The sequence below is a fragment of the Winogradskyella pelagia genome (assembly GCF_017581965.1).
Taxonomy (GTDB): Bacteria; Bacteroidota; Bacteroidia; order Flavobacteriales; family Flavobacteriaceae; genus Winogradskyella; species Winogradskyella pelagia.
Genome location: NZ_JAGEVF010000007.1, coordinates 45,345 through 67,334, shown reverse-complemented (window position 1 = coordinate 67,334; position 21,990 = coordinate 45,345). Strand labels below are relative to the sequence as shown.

General features: G+C 36.0%; 25 protein-coding genes. 20 read left to right on the top strand and 5 right to left on the bottom strand.

Annotation, left to right across the window (positions count from 1 at the left end):
• Positions 1 to 78: 78 nt before the first annotated feature.
• Entirely contained in the window at positions 79 to 1,041 is a 963-nt protein-coding gene (gene gldB, locus J4050_RS09835) for a gliding motility lipoprotein GldB (RefSeq protein WP_208154410.1), read from the top strand.
• Positions 1,041 to 1,376 carry a gliding motility protein GldC gene (gene gldC, locus J4050_RS09830; protein ID WP_208154409.1) on the top strand — a complete coding sequence of 112 codons (336 nt, stop codon included), beginning with the start codon at positions 1,041 to 1,043 and terminating at the stop codon, positions 1,374 to 1,376. The genes gldB and gldC overlap by 1 nt, the downstream gene beginning before the upstream one ends.
• Here gldC and J4050_RS09825 read toward each other — a convergent pair whose 3' ends face one another.
• Positions 1,377 to 2,132: a hypothetical protein gene (locus tag J4050_RS09825; protein WP_208154408.1), complete on the bottom strand. Its 756-nt coding sequence runs from the start codon at positions 2,130 to 2,132 to the stop codon at positions 1,377 to 1,379.
• Between the two features lie 281 nt (positions 2,133 to 2,413).
• Positions 2,414 to 3,175, bottom strand: coding sequence for a hypothetical protein (locus tag J4050_RS09820; RefSeq protein WP_208154407.1), 762 nt, complete (start codon positions 3,173 to 3,175; stop codon positions 2,414 to 2,416).
• Positions 3,176 to 3,376: 201 nt separating this feature from the next.
• Between J4050_RS09820 and J4050_RS09815 the strand changes: the two genes are divergently transcribed.
• Positions 3,377 to 3,985, top strand: a complete 609-nt coding sequence (locus tag J4050_RS09815) for a DUF4230 domain-containing protein (RefSeq protein WP_208154406.1) — start codon at positions 3,377 to 3,379, stop codon at positions 3,983 to 3,985.
• Here the strand turns inward: J4050_RS09815 and J4050_RS09810 are convergent.
• Together J4050_RS09810 and J4050_RS09805 are read right to left on the bottom strand one after the other, a co-directional pair.
• Positions 3,980 to 4,285 carry a rhodanese-like domain-containing protein gene (locus tag J4050_RS09810; RefSeq protein WP_208154405.1) on the bottom strand — a complete coding sequence of 102 codons (306 nt, stop codon included), beginning with the start codon at positions 4,283 to 4,285 and terminating at the stop codon, positions 3,980 to 3,982. The two genes, J4050_RS09815 and J4050_RS09810, sit on opposite strands and share 6 nt — an antisense overlap.
• A gap of 54 nt (positions 4,286 to 4,339) precedes the next feature.
• Positions 4,340 to 6,118, bottom strand: coding sequence for an aromatic amino acid hydroxylase (locus J4050_RS09805; protein WP_208154404.1), 1,779 nt, complete (start codon positions 6,116 to 6,118; stop codon positions 4,340 to 4,342).
• 93 nt (positions 6,119 to 6,211) lie between these two features.
• On the opposite strand from J4050_RS09805, the gene J4050_RS09800 reads away from it, so the two are divergent.
• The 17 genes from J4050_RS09800 (at position 6,212) to J4050_RS09720 (ending at position 21,509) form a co-directional block, all read left to right on the top strand.
• Positions 6,212 to 6,781 carry a TetR/AcrR family transcriptional regulator gene (locus J4050_RS09800; RefSeq protein WP_208154403.1) on the top strand — a complete coding sequence of 190 codons (570 nt, stop codon included), beginning with the start codon at positions 6,212 to 6,214 and terminating at the stop codon, positions 6,779 to 6,781.
• Between the two features lie 68 nt (positions 6,782 to 6,849).
• Complete coding sequence (locus J4050_RS09795; protein ID WP_208154402.1) at positions 6,850 to 7,923, top strand: 2Fe-2S iron-sulfur cluster-binding protein; 1,074 nt, start codon at positions 6,850 to 6,852, stop codon at positions 7,921 to 7,923.
• 93 nt (positions 7,924 to 8,016) lie between these two features.
• Positions 8,017 to 8,973 (top strand): 1,2-phenylacetyl-CoA epoxidase subunit PaaA, encoded by a 957-nt coding sequence (gene paaA, locus J4050_RS09790; protein ID WP_208154401.1) that lies wholly within the window; start codon positions 8,017 to 8,019, stop codon positions 8,971 to 8,973.
• A gap of 75 nt (positions 8,974 to 9,048) precedes the next feature.
• On the top strand, positions 9,049 to 9,336 hold the full coding sequence (paaB, locus tag J4050_RS09785; RefSeq protein ID WP_208154400.1) for a 1,2-phenylacetyl-CoA epoxidase subunit PaaB: 288 nt from the start codon (positions 9,049 to 9,051) through the stop codon (positions 9,334 to 9,336).
• 59 nt (positions 9,337 to 9,395) lie between these two features.
• Positions 9,396 to 10,151 (top strand): 1,2-phenylacetyl-CoA epoxidase subunit PaaC, encoded by a 756-nt coding sequence (gene paaC, locus J4050_RS09780; protein WP_208154399.1) that lies wholly within the window; start codon positions 9,396 to 9,398, stop codon positions 10,149 to 10,151.
• 53 nt (positions 10,152 to 10,204) lie between these two features.
• Entirely contained in the window at positions 10,205 to 10,705 is a 501-nt protein-coding gene (gene paaD / locus J4050_RS09775) for a 1,2-phenylacetyl-CoA epoxidase subunit PaaD (protein WP_208154398.1), read from the top strand.
• Entirely contained in the window at positions 10,705 to 11,064 is a 360-nt protein-coding gene (locus J4050_RS09770; RefSeq protein WP_208154397.1) for a VOC family protein, read from the top strand. The genes paaD and J4050_RS09770 overlap by 1 nt, the downstream gene beginning before the upstream one ends.
• 1 nt (position 11,065) lies before the next feature.
• Positions 11,066 to 11,848 (top strand): enoyl-CoA hydratase-related protein, encoded by a 783-nt coding sequence (locus J4050_RS09765; protein WP_208154396.1) that lies wholly within the window; start codon positions 11,066 to 11,068, stop codon positions 11,846 to 11,848.
• Positions 11,849 to 11,891: 43 nt separating this feature from the next.
• Positions 11,892 to 12,827 (top strand): threonine ammonia-lyase, encoded by a 936-nt coding sequence (locus J4050_RS09760; RefSeq protein WP_208154395.1) that lies wholly within the window; start codon positions 11,892 to 11,894, stop codon positions 12,825 to 12,827.
• 50 nt (positions 12,828 to 12,877) lie between these two features.
• Positions 12,878 to 14,047, top strand: coding sequence for a 3-hydroxyacyl-CoA dehydrogenase NAD-binding domain-containing protein (locus tag J4050_RS09755; RefSeq protein WP_208154394.1), 1,170 nt, complete (start codon positions 12,878 to 12,880; stop codon positions 14,045 to 14,047).
• Complete coding sequence (locus J4050_RS09750; RefSeq protein ID WP_208154393.1) at positions 14,047 to 14,451, top strand: PaaI family thioesterase; 405 nt, start codon at positions 14,047 to 14,049, stop codon at positions 14,449 to 14,451. The genes J4050_RS09755 and J4050_RS09750 overlap by 1 nt, the downstream gene beginning before the upstream one ends.
• 35 nt (positions 14,452 to 14,486) lie before the next feature.
• The gene (locus tag J4050_RS15375) at positions 14,487 to 14,600 is read left to right on the top strand and encodes a GIY-YIG nuclease family protein (protein WP_347879111.1); all 114 of its coding nucleotides are present in this window, start codon (positions 14,487 to 14,489) and stop codon (positions 14,598 to 14,600) included.
• Between the two features lie 235 nt (positions 14,601 to 14,835).
• Complete coding sequence (gene pcaF / locus J4050_RS09740; protein ID WP_208154392.1) at positions 14,836 to 16,044, top strand: 3-oxoadipyl-CoA thiolase; 1,209 nt, start codon at positions 14,836 to 14,838, stop codon at positions 16,042 to 16,044.
• Positions 16,045 to 16,095: 51 nt separating this feature from the next.
• On the top strand, positions 16,096 to 18,633 hold the full coding sequence (paaZ, locus tag J4050_RS09735; RefSeq protein ID WP_208154391.1) for a phenylacetic acid degradation bifunctional protein PaaZ: 2,538 nt from the start codon (positions 16,096 to 16,098) through the stop codon (positions 18,631 to 18,633).
• Positions 18,634 to 18,651: 18 nt separating this feature from the next.
• Positions 18,652 to 20,160 (top strand): serine hydrolase, encoded by a 1,509-nt coding sequence (locus tag J4050_RS09730; protein WP_208154390.1) that lies wholly within the window; start codon positions 18,652 to 18,654, stop codon positions 20,158 to 20,160.
• Positions 20,160 to 20,912 (top strand): enoyl-CoA hydratase/isomerase family protein, encoded by a 753-nt coding sequence (locus J4050_RS09725; protein ID WP_208154389.1) that lies wholly within the window; start codon positions 20,160 to 20,162, stop codon positions 20,910 to 20,912. The genes J4050_RS09730 and J4050_RS09725 overlap by 1 nt, the downstream gene beginning before the upstream one ends.
• Positions 20,913 to 21,509, top strand: coding sequence for an acyltransferase (locus tag J4050_RS09720; protein ID WP_208154388.1), 597 nt, complete (start codon positions 20,913 to 20,915; stop codon positions 21,507 to 21,509).
• Between the two features lie 2 nt (positions 21,510 to 21,511).
• On the opposite strand, the gene J4050_RS09715 is transcribed toward J4050_RS09720, so the two are convergent.
• Positions 21,512 to 21,985 (bottom strand): Lrp/AsnC family transcriptional regulator, encoded by a 474-nt coding sequence (locus tag J4050_RS09715; protein ID WP_208154387.1) that lies wholly within the window; start codon positions 21,983 to 21,985, stop codon positions 21,512 to 21,514.
• Positions 21,986 to 21,990: the final 5 nt, after the last annotated feature.

Below are 21,990 nucleotides of genomic sequence, written 5' to 3'. Positions count from 1 at the left end.
ATAAATTTAACACAAAGAAGTGTACCTTTGCACAACAAAAATAACGCAATACAGTTAGCTTTTAAAATGTTTTATAATATGCTTTGGAGAATTTATTTGGTTCTGATAGCAGCTTTATTTTTTTGGTCTTGTAATGATGATAATCAATTAGAAGATGAGATTTCGAAAATAGATATCGATGTTGTAATAGAACGATTCGATAAGGCTATTGAACAGGCAGAACCTCAGGATTTATACAGGCTTCAAGCCGCTTATCCTTTTTTGTTCTCAAAACGTATCCCAGACTCTGTTTGGGTGAAAAGAATTACAGACACCCTCCAAGATGCATTATTGAGTGAGGTTGTGAGTGCTTTCCGCGACTTTTCACAAGTTGAAGTTGACATAAAACGCTTATTTCAACATTTTAAGTATTACGATAAAACGTTTAGGGTGCCTCGTGTTATAGCGCTTACCAATGATGTGGCTTACAGGGATAAAACTATTGTCACGGATACAATTGTTTTAGTAGCTTTAGATAATTATCTAGGGAAAGATCATAAGTTTTATCAAAATATTCCAAGATATATAACTGCAAATATGCAACCGAAGAATATAGTACCGGATATTGCCGAGGGCTTTGCTGTAAACTATGTGTTTCAGTCCCAAAAAAGAACTTTTCTAGATGAAATGATATATCAAGGGAAGCTATTATACTTTAAGGATGTAATGACGCCTTTTATCTCCGATCATGAAAAAATAGGATATACTCAAGAGCAATTAAATTGGGCAGAGGCTAATGAAAGTGCAATATGGAGTTACTTTGTCGAGCGAGAACTCCTTTATAGTACGGACAGTAAATTGGTAAACCGGTTCATTGTCGATGCACCTTTTTCTAAATTTTATTTGGAGCTAGATAATGAATCGCCAGGACGTGTAGGGCAATACATTGGATGGCAAATAGTAAGGGCCTATGCCATGAGAACTGAAGAAGACGTTCTCACCATACTTCAAAAGGAACCTCAAGAAATCTTCAATAAATCAAAATTTAAACCACGGAAATAATGTCCAAAACCATCACTTCTAAAATAGAATTAAACGTAGAATTAGACGAAAACAGAGTGCCTGAAAAATTACATTGGTCTGCCCAAGATGGTGGCGTTGCCAATGAAGAAGCAAAGGCTGTTATGCTTTCAGTTTGGGATAGTAAAGCTCAGGAGACTTTAAAAATAGATTTATGGACCAAGGACATGCCTGTTGATGAGATGAAGTTGTTTTTTCATCAGACCCTTGTAACCATGAGTGATACTTTTCTGCGCGCAACACAAGATGAAAAAATGACTGCTACGATGAAGGATTTTTGCGATTATTTTGCAGAAAAACTAGAATTGAAAAAATAGCTATCTGCTTGCTAAAAAGTTATTGGAGGAATAATAGGGTATTGAATTAAAATACTCCGAGGCTCTAATTTGCGAAAAATCTGAATTTGCACGCCTTGTTAGTAAAAACGAACGTGTATTATACACTTCCCAAATCTTGAGGTTATTCAGTTTCCCTTGAGTTGTGTTAATTTCTAATTTATTTCTGGCAATCATTTTCTCAACCATTTCTTTGTTTGCGAAACGTGAGGTTTTGTATGAAGAGTTGCCATTTCTTATGTGGTATTCAAGCCAATAGCTCTGAGGTGTTTTTGGCGAGTTTTGCAAAGGCACGGTTGCGATGGGGTTATTAAGATTCACTTCTAACACTTCCTTTTTGAGTTCACTGACTTTTACAGCATCTATTTTTGACGATACCAAATCTGAGGATTCGGTTAAATCTTGTGATTTAGTTTTGCTATTCGTTTCACGGATTAAAGTCATAACAATGAGTTTGTCAGTTAATTTAGCTTCTATCAAAAACCTACCGCCTGGAAGTGTTTCTAGCGGAATTTTTATATGCTTTTTATTAACTTCAATAATCCTTTCATATTCATCGTTAAATATTTCTACTTTTAATATAGTGCGTTCGCAAGAAAAGTATAAACTATCTCCAGTAAAATTTAGGTCATGTTTTAGCTCATTGGCTCTAGGATTAATATTTTTCAATAGAACATTCTTCTGGCCAAAACAAAATACTGAAAATACTAAAAGAATGATGGAAAGTGAATACTTCAATTTCAGTTTGTTTTATAAGTTGTAACGTTAACTGAATAGGTAAGTTTATCACTGATAAGGTCATTAAATGTAGAAAAAAATCAATTCAAAAAACAGATAAAACACACTTTTATTTGATAAAGTAAAGGCTATGACGATGAAGTGCTATAAAATCAGGTGAAAAGAAAAAAACCTGTTTTGTCAACGGACTTGATAAAACATTCTTTATAATTCGATGTATCAAAAATAAAATGAAAAGAATTAATTGAAGAGCTAAATAAATCTGAAATTAGAGTTTAGTACTACATTTCCATGAGATAAGTTTGAGAGGCATAGTAGGGAGTAACATTAAAGAAGTCTGAATCACTGACGTTCGAAAAATCCGGATTACGTCTTTTAAACCGCAAAAATTTGGTTGTATCATATATTTCCCAAACCGTTAAGTCATTGAGTTTGCCCTTTACACTTTTAATTTCAATTCTGTTCTTTGCAACCATCTTGTCTACTAAAGATTTATTGGCGAACCTTAACGTTTTATAAGAGGAGTTGCCGTTGCTGATTATATATTCAATCCAGTAGGATTTTGGAATTTTTGGTTGCTTTATTAATTCAGTAGCTCTAGGTAGATTAGTACTAAATGCAATGCTATTTTGTTTTCGGTGTTGCTCTTTTTCAATGATATCCGATTTTAAACTTTTCATAGAAACGGGCTCAGATAAGTGTGTCAATTCAAGGGCCGAATCTTCGCTTTGTCTCAATAAAGTTATAATAATGAGTTTGTCTTTTAGACCAGCTTCTACTACAAAACGACCTAAGGGTAAATCATTTAGAGGTATACGTACTGAGCTATTTGAAACATTAATAGTTTTCGAAAAATTTTTATTAAAGATTTCTACCTTAAATATGGTCCGTTCCGCTGAGAGCAGAAGAGAGTCTCCAGAAGAATTTAGGCCATGCTTTAATTCTTTAGCTCTAATGTTTACATTTTGTAAAAGCAGATTTGTTTGTGTAGAAGCTATAGTGTAATTAAATAGCAATACCGCGATGGTGACGAGGGTTTTCATTGTGAGGTTGATTTGAGGGCAATTAGATTAAATATATTAGCTAGGTATTATAAAACTACCTTAGATTTTAAAACCTAGTTTAAAAGAAGGTTGTAAGGTTATAATATTAGATGAATAGGATTGGTCATCGATATAATGAAAAAAAGCTCGATATATTTTACCCTTGATTTAAAGTACATTGAATAATTTTTAAATTTACACATGAGAAATTTTCTTTTAGGAATCCTAATAACGGTAGTAATATTGCTACTTTATAAGCAATGCACCAATAGGTCGGAAAACTCCCTAAGGACATCTTCAGAATTAATTCAAGAGCAGTTAAATCAGGTAAGTAAACTGGTTGTAACAGAAGGTCATTTTACCGAAGTTTTTAATTATGAAAATTCCAAAGAAATTTTTGGAGATTATCTTACAGCTGATAAAAAGGCCTTGGTTGTTGTTAATGCAAAGATTTCAGTAAGCTACGATTTAAGCAAATTGGAGTATAGCTTGAATGAAGAGACAAAAACAATCGAAATTCTAAATATCCCTGAACAAGAAGTATTGATTTCGCCAGAATTGGAATATTATGATATGCAATCCGATTTTTTTAACCCTTTTGAGGCTAAGGATTATAATACCATAAATGCATCTGTAAAATCAACTTTATTGAAAAAAATTGAAACTTCAACACTAAAGACTAATGCCGAGAACAGATTAATAAGTGAATTGGCTAAATTTTATATTCTCACAGAATCCTTGGGCTGGACGCTAATTTATAAATCTAAACCTGTAAACGTCCAAGAAGAACTCAATGACTTAATTTTATAATACTGACTTTAACTTGGCAATACCTCCGCCATTTATGGTATCTACACCATTTGATTTTAGAAAACTGGCTGCCTTAGCTGATCGCATGCCACTTGCACAGTGTACAATTACAGGCTTGTTAAGTACTTTGATTTCTTCTACGCGATATTCCAATTCGTTTAAAGGAATGTGAATAGCCGATTCAATATTATTAGACTGATATTCGCTATGTGTCCTAACATCTAAAATTACCGCCTTTTTTTGAAGATATTCTCTTAGTTGATTTGTACTGTTTCCCGTTAAAAAATCCAAAAATCCCATAATTTAATTTTTAGCAAATGTCAAAAATTCTATAACTATCTATGGTATCAAATGTTACATATCGCTATTTATTGCAATAGAGGTGTTGATAATTTCCATCCCATTAGAGATGAGGTGCGCTATTTTTGGTCGGTTTTTCATTTGAGATTTTAAATAATCGGAAATAACAGTTGTTGCTCCAATCATCCCATTCTTAGATGATAGTTCAAATAGTTCTAGAATTAACAACCAATCTTTAGGGAACTTTTCTTTAAGGGTGCTCAACACATCGAGCAATTCATCTGCATCCATATTAATCTTTCCTTCTCGGCAGTCCCTAATACGTTGGTACATCATTTCAAGTTGAAGCGTGTCTTTGCTTTTATCGGGTTTATGGGTGTTGTAATTGGAAATATGATATAAATCTTCGAAGGACCTAAAATCAGCACTTCCTGCATAGGCTGAAATAATTGAAGACCCAACAGCAAGGTCAAAGGCGCCATCCTCAGGTGAAAATAGTACCTTGCCATTAAAGGTAACGGTACAGTCTTCGAATTGTATTAAAATCAATTTTCCATTAATGTTTCGCAATCCAGTAATATTTAAACCCTCAACAGTTATGCCACTTTCGTACTCAAAGGAGATGCGCTTTCCATCGTAAAAATTATAGGCCTTTAAATCTCTTGGTCCCATGTCTTCAATGGCCAGATTAATGCCTTTTAATTTTCCAATTGGAGAACTAAAACCGCCGCTGTAAGTCTGAACACCATGGCCTATTAGCTCTTTTTCTCTATTTGCTAGAGCCGTCGGGCCCTCGGTTTTAAAGAAGACCACATTGTTGTCCTCATCTTTAATCATTTGAGTGAATTTGCCAGATATCTGAAGTCCTGTGTTTAATTCTATGGTGCCAATTTTTTTAGAATCCATAAGTTTTTGTAGCCCACGCCAGCCTCCTTTGCGAAGCGCCATTGTATTGGCATACTCCTCTAAGACCTGCATCAGATATGAAAAGTCAGGCGTCACAAATAACTGTGGTTGAGGTTGGGTGATGTCAAATTCAGTTTCTGCTGCTTTTATAGAATAGGGGATTTTCTTCACTGCATCAGAAAGACACCACTTACTTTCACCAATTGAAGACAATAAACCTGCACCATATAATTTTGGATTTTCAGGTGTGCCAATTAGGCCATATTCGACAGTCCACCAATGTAAATTTCTTATTTGAGCCATCTCAGAAAGTGCGACTTTTTTTGACTGCAGCTGATTAACTTCGTCCTCTGCATCCGCAATCTCTTGTTCTAAACTTGTTGCAGATTCTTTTAGTATAGACAATTTTCTAACCGCTTCGTACATGTCATTATCGTGCGCTGATAGAATAGCTTTAGCGCCAATTTCACCAAATCGTCTTAAGTATTCAGCATAGTCTGGGTTGGCAATAATAGGCGCATGTCCTGCGGCTTCATGAATAATATCCGGAGCTGGAGTATATTCAATATTTTCAAGTTGCCTTATGTCTGAGGCAATCACTAAAATTTTATAAGCCTGGAACTCCATAAAGGCATTTGGAGGAATAAAACCATCAACGGCAACTGTAGCCCATCCTATTTCTTTAAGTATGCGGTTCATACCGTACATACTCGGTATAGTATCAATGGAAATTCCTGTCATGTCCAGACCCTGTGAATACGATTGATGTGCGACCTTCGAGAGATAAGATATATTTTTGCGCATCACATAGCGCCAAACCGCTTGATTAATTGAGGAATACTGGTCGTAATCTTGAGGCTTTATAAACTGTTTAAGATGGGGAGGGAGTCTATCAATTAATGGATTAGACTCAAATGAAGTTTCCATAGCAATTTTTTGAACAGCAAAATTATCAAATATTCATTATATGAAACTAACTATTGACGTTAAAGCCTAAGATTTTATATATTCATGCTGTCAATGAAAAAAGAAACACGAAAACAAGAAATTATTAGAGTTGCCTCTAAATTATTTAAGAATAAAGGCTACAGTGCCGTTACCATGAGAGATGTAGCCAAGGCTATGGATATGAAAGCTGCAAGCTTATACAATCATATCAACTCTAAGCAGGCCATACTTCAAGACATCATATTAAATATAGCAGAAGAATTTACTAGCGGTATGGCTATGGTTTTGGCTAAGGACAATTCAAATGTGGAAAGGCTAAACGCTCTTATAGCTCTGCATGTTAGGATTGCCGTCGAGAATCCGGAAGGCCTCGCTGCCTTAAATACAGATTGGATGCACTTAGAGGAAAAGTTAGATTATTATCTGCAGTTGAGAAATGACTACGAGAATAACTTCAGGAATATTATTGCAAATGGTATTGAGAACAATCAAATAAAATCTATTGATGTAGAGGTAATTCTGTTTTCAATGCTGTCAACACTGCGCTCATTGTATTTATGGCTTCCTAAAAAGGGAACCGTTAATCAAAAAGACTTGACGGAAAGTTTAGCTCAAATCCTAATAGAAGGAATTAACAAATAGTTTGCATTTAATTTTATAACTTTGCTAATCAAACTAACAAACGTTAGTTTGTGGATATTGTAAATTTTATGGCGGATTTTCATAACTTAAGAATAGCAGACATCTATAAGGAAACAGAGGATACATCTGTAGTTACATTTGATGTTCCAGAAGAATTGCATGAAGAGTTTGCTTTTCATCAAGGACAGCATTTAACCTTAAAAGCAGATATCAATGATGAGGATGTTCGCCGTTCGTATTCATTATGTTCAAGTCCATTGGATAAGCAATGGAAAGTTGCTGTAAAGCAGATACCAGGCGGTAAATTTTCAACTTTTGTAAATGAAGCACTTCAGTCTGGAGATACTCTCGAGGTTATGGCGCCAAGTGGGCTTTTTGGTGTAGAGTGCCAGCCCGAAAAAGCTAAAAACTATTTGTTTTTTGCGGCTGGTAGTGGCATAACACCAGTGTTATCCATGGTGAAAACACATTTGGCGGCAGAGCCAAACTCAACTTGCAAGTTGTTCTATGTCAATAAGACTGCAAAATCTATTATCTTTAAAGAAGAGTTAGAACAACTTAGAAATACCTATTTTGGAAGATTTGAAATCTATTATTTCTTAACGAAAGAAAGAAGAGACATAGAGTTGTTTAATGGACGTTTTGATGAAGAGAAGATGAAAGTGCTCACAAATACGTTTATTGATATTCCAGATACCAACGAGGTCTTCTTATGTGGGCCAGAGAAAATGATAAATTTTGTTAGCGACTATCTTGTAAGTGCTGGCTTACCAAAAGATTTAGTTCATTTTGAACTATTTGTATCAGGATTATCAGAAGAAGATATCAAACGTGCAGAGCGTTTGGCAAAACAAAATGTAGAAGGAACTGAAGTGACTATAGTAGATGGTGGAAAGGAGTTTTTGTTCACCATGACTAAAGAATTTGATAACATACTTGATGCGGCTTTGGATGCAGGTGCCGATTTGCCATTCGCATGCAAAGGTGGTGTGTGTAGTACTTGTAAATGTGAAGTCAAAGAAGGTGAAGTTGAAATGAAAATTAACTATGCCTTAGATGAAAAAGAAGTCAGTCAAAATCTGGTATTAAGCTGTCAGGCCGTGCCAACGACTGATAAGGTGGTTGTTGATTTTGATGTTTAACAAATTCCTGCGAAGGCAGGAATCTCAAAATATATTGAAAAAGAAAAATTAACTCGCTTGTGGTTAAGAGCCAACAGCTAAAAGCTAAAAACAATGAGTGAAGAACAAATTAGAAGTTTAGAGAGACAATTTGAAGAGCGTATCGCTAGAGATGAGAAAATTGAGCCTAAAGATTGGATGCCAGAAAAGTACCGTCAAACCCATATCAGGCAAATGTCCCAACACGCACATTCTGAAATCGTAGGTATGCTTCCAGAAGGGAATTGGATTACAAGAGCACCGTCTTTGAGACGTAAAGTAGCGCTTTTGGCTAAAGTGCAAGATGAAGCAGGTCATGGATTGTACTTGTATTCAGCTACAGAAACTTTAGGAATTTCTAGAGATGAAATGTATGAGCAATTACATACAGGAAAAGCAAAATACTCTTCAATATTTAATTACCCAACAATCACTTGGGCAGATATGGGAGCTATCGGATGGTTAGTTGATGGCGCTGCGATTATTAATCAAGTACCATTATGTAATACATCTTATGGACCGTATGCCAGAGCTATGATTCGTGTATGTAAGGAGGAAAGTTTTCACCAACGTCAAGGTTTTGAAATCATGATGAAATTGGCTAACGGAACACCAGAGCAAAAAGATATGGCTCAAGATGCGTTGAACAGATGGTGGTGGCCAAGTTTAATGATGTTAGGTCCAACAGATGATGTTTCGGTTCATACAGAGCAATCAATGAAATGGAAGTTGAAGCGTAAGTCAAATGATGATTTACGTCAGCAATTTATTGACCAAACAGTGCCACAGGCAGATTTAATTGGTTTAACAATTCCAGACCCAGATTTAAAATGGAATGAAGAACGTGGTAGTTATGATTTTGGAGAAATTGACTGGGATGAGTTTTGGCAAGTGGTCAAAGGTCACGGACCAATGAACAAAGAGCGCATGAAAGCTAGAGTAGGCGCATGGGAACGTGGTGAATGGGTTAGAGATGCGGCAATGGCACATGCGGAAAAGAAACAAGTACGTAAAGAAAAACAAGCAGTTTAATTAGATATGATACTTGAGTATTGAGATTTTAGATTCTTTTCAATACTTAATGCTCATTTCTCAATACTAGAAAATATGTCAACTAAAAATTGGCCCTTATGGGAAATCTTCGTTAGAAGTAAAAACGGATTAGAGCACAGGCATTGTGGTAGTTTACATGCTGCTGATTCTGAAATGGCGCTCGAAAATGCACGAGATGTATATACAAGAAGAAATGAAGGTGTGAGTATTTGGGTAGTAGAATCTAAACATATCACAGCGTCTAATCCTGAGCATAATGGTGAGTTGTTTGAGCCTGCTCAAGATAAGGTGTATCGTCACCCAACATTTTATGATTTACCAGACGATGTAAAACATATGTGACAAAGCAGTGTTTTGTTATGCTGAACCCGTTTCAGCATCTCATTAAGAAAAGTTATACGATGAAAAACGAAAATTTATATAATTATATCCTCGGTATTGCTGACAATAGCCTAATCCTAGGTCAACGAATGGGCGAACTCTGTGGACACGGACCAAGTTTGGAAACAGATATCGCTTGCACTAATATCTCATTAGATTTATTTGGGCAAGTGCGAAGCTATTTTCAGTACGCGACTAAGATTGCTGGTGATGGCAGGTCGGAAGATGACATCGCAATGCTTCGTCAAGAGCGGGAATACAAAAATGTATTGCTTGTAGAGCAACCAAACACCAACTTTGCTTATACCCTTGGGCGTCAATTCTTATTTGATATTTACCATTTAGCATTCTTAAAGGAACTTCAAAAAAGTACAGACCTTACATTATCAGCTATTGCAAATAAATGTGTGAAAGAAGTAAGCTATCATGCACGCTTTTCTTCAGATTGGATTAAGCGTTTAGGAGATGGTACTGATGAGAGTAAAGAAAAAATGCAGGAGGCGATAAATGATTTATGGGCATATACAGATGAATTGTTTCATCAGACCGATGCTGATAAGGCGATGGTAGCAGAGGGGATAGGAGTCGATGTTACTAAGCTTAAGGATAATTACTACAGAGAGATTTCTCAAGTTTTAGAAGAAGCAACATTACAAGTACCTGGATCAAAATACTTCCAAAAAGGAGGAAAACAAGGAATTCATACAGAGCATTTAGGGTATATACTGGCGGAGTTACAATATATGCAGAGAGCTTATCCTAATATGGAATGGTGATAAATTCTTGATTTGTCATCCTGAACTTGTTTCAGGATCTCATTATTAAAACTATGACAAGTACAGAGCAAAATATAGACGAGAGATTACTGTCAATACTGGAACAGGTTTCAGACCCTGAAATTCCAGTTTTGTCTATAATGGATATGGGTGTGGTGCGTTCTGCTGTAATTGAAAATGGAGAAGTTAAAGTTGAAATTACACCAACCTACAGTGGTTGTCCCGCAATGGATGTTATCGGTGACGATATTAAAAAAGCTTTAAAAGATGCAGGATATGACTCCGAAATTGATTTAATTCTACATCCAGCTTGGACCACAGATTGGGTTACGTCTAGAGGTCGTAAGGCATTAGAGGATTATGGAATTGCTGCACCTTTAGATGCTGAAGCTGATAAAGATGTACTTCTTAATAACAAGCGAATCGTTAAGTGTACCAATTGCGGTTCTCAAAATACTAGATTAGTTAGTCAATTTGGGTCCACGGCATGTAAAGCACAATTTCAATGTGATGACTGTCAAGAGCCATTTGACTATTTTAAATGTCTTAAATAATGATGTTAGGACTACGAACTGCAGTTTACAGAGTTGATGATTTAGAAGCTGCCAAAAAATGGTATTCTAAAGCCTTTAAAACCGAACCATACTTTGATGAACCCTATTATGTGGGTTTTAATATTGCTGGCTATGAATTGGGCTTGCAGCCAGATAAGTCTGTAAAAGGTGATAGTATTTTAGCTTATTGGGGAGTAGAGGACATCCAAGCACAATATAATAGCTTCATTAAGCTTGGTGCAACCGAACATGAAAAACCAATGAATGTAGGTGGAGAACTTATGGTTTGTTCAGTCAAAGACCCTTGGGGAAACATTATTGGCCTTATCTATAATCCATACTTTAAATTACCAGAATGATATGAGTAACTCAATTCAATTAAAAATTGAAAACAAAGTAGCATATATAGCGCTAAACAGACCTGAAGTTTTTAATAGCTTCAATCGCGAAATGGCGTTAAGTCTTCAAAGTATTTTAGATGATTGTGAATCAAACCCTGAAGTTCGAGCCATTGTGTTAACCGGAAGTGGAAAAGCTTTTTGTGCAGGTCAAGATTTAAAAGAAGTAACAGACCCAGAATTAAATCCTGGATTCAAAAAGATATTAGAAGAACACTATAATCCTATAATTACTAGAATACGTTCCATTAAAAAACCAATTATTGGAGCTGTAAATGGTGTTGCTGCAGGAGCTGGAGCTAATATAGCTTTAGCATGTGATATTGTTGTGGCTCATGAAAAAGTTAGCTTTATTCAAGCATTTAGTTTAATTGGTTTAGTGCCAGATAGTGCAGGAACTTTCTTTTTACCAAGACTTATTGGTTTTCAAAAAGCACAAGCTTTAGCAATGCTAGGAGATAAAATCTCAGCTGAAGAGGCCGAAAAAATGGGAATGATATATAAATCAGTTTCTTTAGAAGAGTTTAGCGACACAATATCAAAACTAGCAATTAAGCTCGCTAATATGCCAACAAAAGCACTGGGTCTTATTAAGGAGTTATTCAATAAGTCAATGACCAATACCTTAGAGAATCAATTGGCATTAGAATCTAAATTACAAATTGAAGCAGCAAGCAGTAATGATTATGCAGAAGGTGTTGCGGCATTTATAGAAAAGCGTAAGCCTAACTTTGTAGGTAATTGATAATTTATTGTTATCCTGAACTTTTTTCAGAGTCTCATCACATATGGATAAACAAATCCTCATAGAAGTTCACAACAGAATAAAACCGTTTATTCATAACACACCAGTTTTAAGCTCTAGCTTAATTAATGAAATGGTAGGTGCAGATATCGTGTTTAAATGTGAGAACTTTCAAAAAATGGGTGCCTTTAAAATGCGTGGTGCAGCCAATGCGATATTATCATTATCAGAAGAGGAAAGACAGCGTGGCGTAGTAACGCATTCTTCTGGAAATTTTGCACAAGCAGTATCATTAGCTGCTCAAAAATTAGATGTCAAGGCGTATATTGTTATGCCAGAAAATGCACCGCAAGTCAAAAAAAATGGAGTAAAGACTTATGAAGGTGAAATTATAGAATGTGAATCGACACCTCAGGCAAGGGAAGCTACAGCGAATAAAGTTAGAGAAAAAAAAGGAGCATCTTTTTTACACCCATCTAATCAAGATGAGGTCATCTATGGCAATGCAACTGCAGCAATGGAGTTGTTAGAAGATTATCCAGAATTAGATGTAATTTTAACACCAGTTGGTGGAGGCGGATTAATTGCAGGAACCGCTTTAGCTGCGCATTTTTTTTCGGATAAATGTAAAGTGGTTGGTGGTGAGCCCATGGAAGCAGATGATGCGTATCGTTCATTAATTTCTGGTAAAATAGAATCAAATGATAGTTTTGATACCGTGGCAGACGGATTAAGAACACATTTGGGAGACCGAAATTTTCCGATTATTCAAAAGCATGTAGATAAAATTATCCGTGTAGAAGAAGATGAAATTGTAAATGCGATGCAATTAATTTGGGAACGAATGAAGATTATTATTGAACCCTCATGCGCTGTCCCTTTTGCAGCAGTATTAAAGAACAAAGAAGAATTTCAAAATAAAAAAATAGGGATTATCTTATCTGGCGGAAACGTCGATGTGACAAATCTCCCATTTTAGAGGATTGTCATCCTGAACTTGTTTCAGGATTTCATCAAATAAATAAAACTATGAACATAGGAATAATAGGTTCTGGAACAATGGGAAGTGGTATAGCACAAGTTGCTGCTACTGCTGGTTGTCAAGTGAAATTATATGATACCAATCAAGCTGCCTTAGATAAAGCAAAAGCAGCATTAGAGAAAATATTAAATCGTCTTATTGAAAAAGGACGAATCGATGCTGATGAGAAATATAGAATTCAGTCTAATATCTCTTATGTCGATAGTTTAAAAGGCTTATCAGGTTCTAATTTGACGATTGAAGCGATTATAGAAAACCTTGATATTAAGAAAAAGGTATTTTCAGAATTAGAAAGATATGTAGCCGAGGATTGCATCATTGCGTCTAATACGTCGAGCTTATCAATAGCATCAATAGCCGCATCTCTTCAGAAACCTGAGCGCTGTGTGGGAATACACTTTTTTAATCCAGCACCATTAATGAAATTAGTAGAGGTGATTCCTGCCATTCAAACATCTGAAGCAGTTCTCAAAAAGTCAATTGAAACCATTTCTAATTGGAAAAAAACAGTGGCTGTGGCTAAAGACACACCAGGTTTTATAGTTAACCGGGTCGCACGACCATTTTATGGCGAAGCATTACGAATTTATGAAGAAGGCATTGCCGATTTTGCAACTATCGACTGGAGTTTAAAAACTGTAGGAGGTTTTAGAATGGGGCCATTCGAGTTAATGGATTTCATCGGCAACGATGTGAATTATACGGTTACAGAAACTGTATTCACAGCATTTTATTTCGACCCAAGATATAAGCCAGCCTTTACACAAAAACGCTTTTCAGAAGCAGGTTATTTAGGTCGTAAATCTGGTAGAGGATACTACGATTACCAGAATGGTATGAGTAGTGCTGAATTTATTTCAGCATCTGCCAAAAAGGATGAAAAGTTAGCAGAGCAAATTTTTAATCGTGTTTTAGTGATGTTGATTAATGAAGCGGCAGATGCTCTATTTTTGAATATTGCTTCAGCAGAAGATATAGATAATGCCATGACCAAAGGAGTCAATTATCCTAAAGGATTGTTGGCTTGGGCAGATGAAATAGGTATTGGTAAATGTGTTACAGCATTAGATAAATTGTATGACGAATACCATGAAGATAGATATCGATGCAGTCCATTATTACGAAAAATGAGTAGAGAACATAAAACGTTCTTTTAATGGAAAGTGCAAAAATTCCATATAAGATGTTATCTCAAGATGCCTATAGCCAATGGCTAGGGATTGAGATTTTAGAATGTGAAATTGGAAGATGTAAAGTAGCAATGACCGTTAGAAAAGACATGCTTAATAGTATGAACTATGCACATGGAGGTATCAGCTATTCATTAGCGGATACCGCTTTCGGTTTTACTGCAAATACACATGGTAAATATGCGGTTTCCATTGAGACAAGTATTAATCATATTGAAGCACTAGAAGAAGGAGACTATTTGGTAGCTGAATCAGTTATTGAAAAAGTAAATAATAAATTAGGATTCAATATCGTCGAAGTAAAACGTGGTGATGAATTGGTAGCACTATTTAAAGGTGTGGTTTATAGAACTCAAAAAGAATGGAGCTAATTCCTGCGAAGGCAGGAATCTCAAAATAAATAGAAATGAAACATTGGTATGTCTATATAATGGCAAACAAACCTAATGGAGTAATCTATATTGGTGTAACAGATAATCTTGATGAAAGAGTAAAAGAGCATAAACTTAAGTTTATGTAAAATCTTTTGCTGCAAAATATAATTGTAATAGATTGATTTATTTTGAAGAGTTTGAGGATGGAGAAAAGGCATCGGTTAGAGAAAAACAATTCAAAAAATGAAAAAGACAATGGAAAGTGAATTTAATTGAAGAAATGAATCCTAGTTGGACTGATTTAAGCACAAATTGGAATTTAGGAAAGAAGATATTTAGGAATAACAATTAATAAGACACCTGCCTGCGCAGGCATTTAACATGAAAGAAGCATACATAATAGACGGTATAAGAACACCAATAGGAAACTACAAAGGCACATTGTCAGCTGTTCGCACAGATGATTTAGGGGCTTTAGTAATTGCAGAAGTAGTCAAACGAAATCCAAACATCCCAAAGGAAGCATATGATGATGTGATTATGGGCTGTGCCAACCAAGCAGGTGAGGATAATCGTAATGTGGCACGCATGGCATCACTATTGGCGGGATTACCATTTACGGTTCCTGGAGAAACCGTTAACAGATTATGTAGCTCTGGTTTATCTGCAATCATACACGCCAATAGAGCAATTAAAGCAGGAGATGGCGATGTATTTATATCTGGTGGAGTTGAGAATATGACTCGTGGACCATACGTTATGGCAAAACCGTCAAGTGCATTTGGAGGAGACTCTAAAATGTATGATTCAACCTTTGGATGGCGTTTTATTAATCCAAAGATGCACAAGTTATATGGAACTGATGGTATGGGAATGACTGCAGAGAACTTAGTAGAGAATTACAATATATCCCGAGAAGACCAAGACAAATTTGCGTATTGGAGCCAAATGAAAGCGTCTAAAGCTCAAGAAAATGGACGCTTGGCTAAAGAGATTGTAACTGTAGAAATTCCACAACGAAAAAAAGACCCCATTCAATTTTCAAAAGATGAATTTGTAAAACCAACGACGTCTTTAGAGGTTTTAGGAAAACTTAGGGCAGTTTTCAAAAAAGAAGGTGGCTCGGTAACAGCAGGGAACTCTTCCGGATTAAATGATGGCGCAGCTGCAACGATTATAGCTTCAGAAGATGCTGTAAAAAAGTATAATTTAAAACCATTAGCAAGAATAGTAAGTTCTGCAGTCGTTGGCGTAGAACCAAGAATTATGGGAATTGGTCCAGTCCAAGCTTCTAACAAAGCCTTAAAAAAAGCAGGATTGACAATGGAAGATATGGATATCATCGAGCTTAATGAAGCCTTTGCAGCTCAAGCTTTAGCTTGCACAAGAGCTTGGGGATTAGCAGATGATGACCCAAGATTAAACCCAAATGGCGGCTCAATTGCAATAGGTCATCCACTTGGAGTAACAGGAGCACGTATAGCATATTCAGCAGCATTAGAATTACATGAGCAAAATAAGAGGTATGCTTTAATCACCATGTGTATTGGAGTTGGACAGGGTTATGCATGTGTGATTGAAAAAGTTTAAAAAGATTTGTCATTCCGCACTTGATGCGGAATCCACTATAAAGTGAATAACATGAATAAGATTCAACATTACGTCCAAGGAAACTGGACAACAGGAAAAGAAGACGGCACACCAATTTTGGACGCCGTAACAGGTGAAGCGTTCACAAGTGTAGCTATAGAAGGATTAGATATTCCCGAAATTCTAAATTACGGAAGAACAAAAGGTGGAGAACAACTTCGTAAAATGACCTTTCAAGAACGTGGAAATATGCTTAAGAAATTAGCATTATATCTAACAAAACGAAAAGATGCATTTTATGATTTAAGCTATAGAACAGGAGCAACTAAAGTTGATAGCTGGATTGACATTGAAGGCGGTTTTGGAAATCTTTTTGCTAACGCCTCATTACGTAAACTTTTCCCTAATCAACCGTATCACGTTGAAGGCGATGCTATCGATTTATCTCGTGGCGGACGCTTTATGGCACATCATATTATGGTGCCAAAAAAGGGAGTTGTTGTACATATTAATGCCTTTAACTTTCCTGTTTGGGGCATGTTAGAAAAATGTGCGGTGAATTGGATGGCTGGAGTTCCGGCTGTGGTTTTACCTGCACCATCATCATCGTATTTAGCCGAAGCTGTAGCTAGAGTAATTATAGATTCAAAAATATTACCAGAAGGTGCACTTCAAATCATAAATGGTACAGTTAAAACAATATTAGATACCGTTGAGTCTCAAGATGTAGTTACGTTTACAGGTTCTGCGCAAACAGGTCGTTTACTAAAAGCGCACCCAAGATTAATACAAGAATCTGTGCCATTCACGATGGAAGCGGATTCTTTAAATGCATCAATACTTGGAGAAGATGCGGTTCCTGGAACACCAGAATTTGACTTATTCATTAAAGAAGTCCGAAAAGAAATGACGGTTAAAGCTGGACAAAAATGTACTGCAATACGTCGTATTATTGTTCCAGAAAATTTAGTGGAAGATGTTCAAATTGCATTGGGAAAAGCATTAGATAAAGTGACGATTGGTGACCCAAGACTCAAAGAAGTACGAATGGGATCATTAGTCAGTCGTCAGCAAGTTGATGCCGTCAGAAACTCTGTCAACGATTTAGCCACAGAGGCTCAAATCGTTTATGGCAACTTAGATAAAATTGAAACTATAGGTGCTGATTCCAAAAAAGGGGCTTTTATAAGTCCAATAGTATTACGAGCAGATCATCCTTTCCAAAATACAGTAATTCACGAACGCGAAGCGTTTGGTCCAGTAAGTACAATTATGCCTTATGCAACTTTAGATGAAGCGATAACTTTAGCGCAAATGGGCAAAGGCTCATTAGTGTCTTCAATCGCAACAAACGATGATAACATTGCAAAAGATTATGTGGTCAATGCAGCATCGCATCATGGGCGTATTTTAGTATTGAATCGTGAAAGCGCTAAAGAAAGTACAGGGCACGGTTCACCATTACCATATTTGGTTCATGGAGGTCCAGGACGTGCTGGTGGTGGCGAAGAAATGGGAGGCATGCGAGGTATAAAACATTATTTGCAACGTACCGCAATTCAAGGTTCGCCATCAACTATTACGGCGATTACGGGAATATATCAGCAGAATGCAAAGTATACTGAAGCAGAAGACCATCCATTTAAATACCATTGGGAAGATATCGAAGCAGGTATGTCCATGAAGACACACAAGCGAACATTAACGGATAACGATATACAGAATTTCGCCAATTTAACCTGGGACCATTTTTATGCGCATACAGATATTACGTCGCTTGATGGAAGTATTTTTGAAAAAAGAACAGCACATGGTTATTTCATAATATCAGCTGCAGCAGGTTTATTTGTGTATCCAAATAAAGGACCAGTAGCAGCGAATTACGGATTAGATAGTATTCGATTTTTAAGACCATTGTATCATAACGATACGATTTACGTACGTTTAACCTGTAAAGAAAAAGTAGACCGTGATGTGGCTTCAGCCGAACATCCAAGTGGTATTGTAAAATGGCATGTAGAAGTATTTGATGCGAATTTTGAAAATAGACCAGAAAGTCAGAAAACTGATAAGGATAGTCCATTAGTGGCTGTTGCAACCATCTTGACTATGGTTCAGAAAAAGCAAGAAACGTTTGTTGAAATGACAGATAGTAAGATTGACGAATGTTTATCAAAGCTATCTGAAGACCTAAAACCAAAATGGGGAATCATGACACCGCAACACATGATTGAGCATTTAGAATATACCTATAAAATTGCGTCAGGAGAGATTCAGGATTTTGAAATTTCAACACCTGAAAGGATTTTAGAAAAGGTAAAAAATAGCCTTTGGAATTATGATAAATTTCCAATGAACAGTCAGTTTCCGCAATTAGAAAAGGACACGCTTGATGCTTTAAAGCATGAAAATTTAAGTGTTGCCATTCAGCAATTCAAAGAACAGCGAAAAAAGTATTTAGAATATTTTAAGGAGAATCCTGATGCTACATTAAGCAACATGGTATTTGGGGAATTAAACAGATATGAGTGGTATTTATTAGAACGCAAGCATTTAAATCATCATTTTGAACAATTTGGATTAGTTTAAAAGTACTCATCAATCAATATGAAGCAATTCAAATTAATTTTAATAAGCCTTTTAATATTCGGCTGTAATTCAGAAAAAAAGGATAACATTTCTGAAGTTTCAGTTAAAAACACTTTCAATAAATTCACAAATTTAGTAGATGCTTTCGCTGAAAATACCATCAAAAAAGGTAATGCTAATTCTTTTGCAGTAGCCATTTATAAAGATGGCGAGATGTATCAAAACTATTATGGTGCAATTGACAAAGATGGCAACAATAAGCCCAATGACAGCTCACTTTACGAAATAGCATCTATAACAAAAACATTTACTGGATCTTTAGTAGCGAAAGCTGTTTTAGCTGGAAAAATTGGGTTAGAAGATGATATAAGAAAGTATATAGAAGGTGATTATTCAAATCTAGAATTTGAAGGACAGTCAATTACGGTAAAACATCTTTTAACCCATAGTATGGGATTAAAAAATAAGCTGACAAAGGGGTTTGAATCTATCAGGAATAAGGTAACAACCGGCACCTACGATTACAAAACGGATTCCTATACTATAGACGATTTATTAAAAGAACTTAAAACTGTAGAGGTAGATAAAAAACCAGGAACGGTTTTCGCCTATAATTCATTAGGGCCTGAATTATTAGCATACATCTTAGAAAAAGTAAACAAGAAACCTTTTAAGGAGCAAATGAATGTGTTTTTCAGAGAACTCGGAATGAACGATACCTACCTTGATGAATCTCAAAAGTTCGAAGACCGATTGGTAAAAGGTTATAAAGGAGATGTATTAGCACCTATAGATCATGACCCAGTTTACGGAGCAGCAGGTGGCGCGATTTCAACATTACCAGATTTAGCTACATACATGCAATATTTTGTTGATAATAAAAACGAACCTTGGGTAAAAGAAGCCTCAAGTGTACTTTTTGAAGACCCAGAAGATGGTGAGAAAATCGGTTATCTTTGGCAAGATATTGACCATGCTGAGGTAGAAGGTTTTTACTATTCAAAAACAGGAACCTCTAACAGAATTCAAAGCGGCATCTTAATTTGTCCAGATTCTAATTACGGAATTGTTGTAATGGTAAATAATACATCCGATGAAGCGATGCGAGATTGGGAATTACTATTTTTTAGAGATATTGAACCTATGGTCATAAAATTCCCCAAACTCAATTTGACATCTATATTCAAATCAGACTTTAGTACAAATCCAAGTAAGGCTTATCAAAACTTTAGAGCACTAAAAAGTGATACAACGACCTATGACTTTAATTTAAGAGAATTGAACAATTTTGGTTACGATTTATTAAATGATAGTCAGAGCCAAAAAGCGATTGAAGTTTTCAAGTTTTTAACTGAAGAATTTCCTGAAAATGCCAATATTTATGACAGTTTAGGTGAAGCCTATTTTATGAATGAAGATTATAAAAATGCATTAATAAGTTTTAAAAAAGCATTGGAGTTAAATCCAGATATGAAAACTTCAAAAGGCTACATAAAAAAAATTGAAGAATTAAATTTATCAAAGTAATGAGTGACCCATACGTAAAACAAACCATAGAAAACGAAGTAGGATATATAGAATTCTTTCATCCTTCGCATAACTCACTGCCAGGAAATGTGTTAGCAAAGTTGGCAAATACTATTAAAGAAGCTGGGCAAAACGATGCGATTAAAGTTATCGTCTTAAGAAGTGGTGGCGATAGAACCTTCTGTGCAGGCGCAAGTTTTAACGAATTAATTAATATCAGCGATGAAGAAACAGGTAAAGTGTTCTTTACTGGATTTGCTAATGTCATTAATGCCATGCGCAAGTGTCCTAAGTTTATTATAGGAAGAGTACAAGGTAAAACTGTTGGAGGCGGTGTTGGTTTGGCTTCAGCAACTGACTATTGTATGGCAACTAAGTTTGCCTCAATTAAACTTAGCGAATTGAATGTGGGTATTGGTCCATTTGTTGTTGGTCCAGCCGTGCAAAGGAAGCTCGGTTTAAGCGGGATGTCCCAGATTGCTATAGATGCGAATAGTTTCTATTCTGCAGAATGGGCTAAAGATAAAGGGCTATATGCACAGGTTTTTGAATCTACCGAAGCTCTCGATGAGGGTGTTAAGGCCTTTTCAGAGCATTTGTGCACTTATAATCCTGAAGCCATGCGAGACATGAAAACCATGTTTTGGAGTGGTACAGAAAATTGGGATAATTTGTTAGCTGATCGTGCTGCCATTAGTGGGCGCTTGGTGTTGAGCGAATTCACCAAAGAAACCCTGAAACGTTTCAAATAGATGATTTACGAATTTCAAGGCTATACACCAGTAGTTCACGAAAGTAGTTTTGTGCATCCTCTAGCAGCTGTTACTGGAAATGTAATCATAGGTAAAAACTGTTATATAGGTCCAGGTGCTGCAATCAGAGGAGATTGGGGACAAATCATTCTTGAAGATGGTGTTAATGTGCAAGAGAATTGTACCGTTCATATGTTTCCCGGAAAATCCATAACGCTCAAAGAAAGCGCACATGTTGGTCATGGAGCCATAATTCATGGTGCTAATCTGGGTAAAAACTGTTTGATTGGTATGAATACAGTCATTATGGACGATGCCGAAATCGGAGATGAATCTATAGTTGGTGCTATGGCTTTCGTAAAAGCTGAAACTAAAATCCCACAGCGAAGCTTAGTTGTTGGGAATCCTGCAAAAGTCGTGAAACAAGTCAGCGATGAAATGTTAGCTTGGAAAACAAAGGGGACCCAATTATATCAAAAATTACCGGCTGATTGTTATGAGTCATTAAGGGAAGTCGTACCACTTCGAGAAGTACCAAAAGATTTGCCCACACAAGAAGAAGCTTATAAAACATTGAGAGATACTTTTAAAAAGTAATCTTAAACCCTACTCAAATCAATCTCATTAGTCTCTTTTCCTGTAGACAGTGTAATTAAGCTCTGTACATTTCCCAAATAAGGAAGAAGTGTTAACTTAGAAATAATGAACATCTCGTAGGCTTCAATATCTTCAACTACCAATTTCAGTAAATAGTCAAAATTCCCACTAACGCGATGACATTCTACGATTTCAGGGAAATCATTAATCTCTTTCACAAACTTCTCAAGATAGCTTCTAGTATGGCCTTGTAATGTTATGCCAATAAAAACAGTAAGCTTCAGGCCTATTTTTTTGTTGTCTAAAACAGCGACATACTTTTTGATAAAACCTTCTTTTTCTAGCTTTTTGATGCGTTCAAAAACTGGTGATGTGGTCATGCCTAATTGCTCTGCAATTCGCTTAGTGGTCTGATTACTATCTTTTTGTAGAATTTGTAGAATTTTCGTGTCAATTTTATCCAAAGAATAAGGCATAAGAA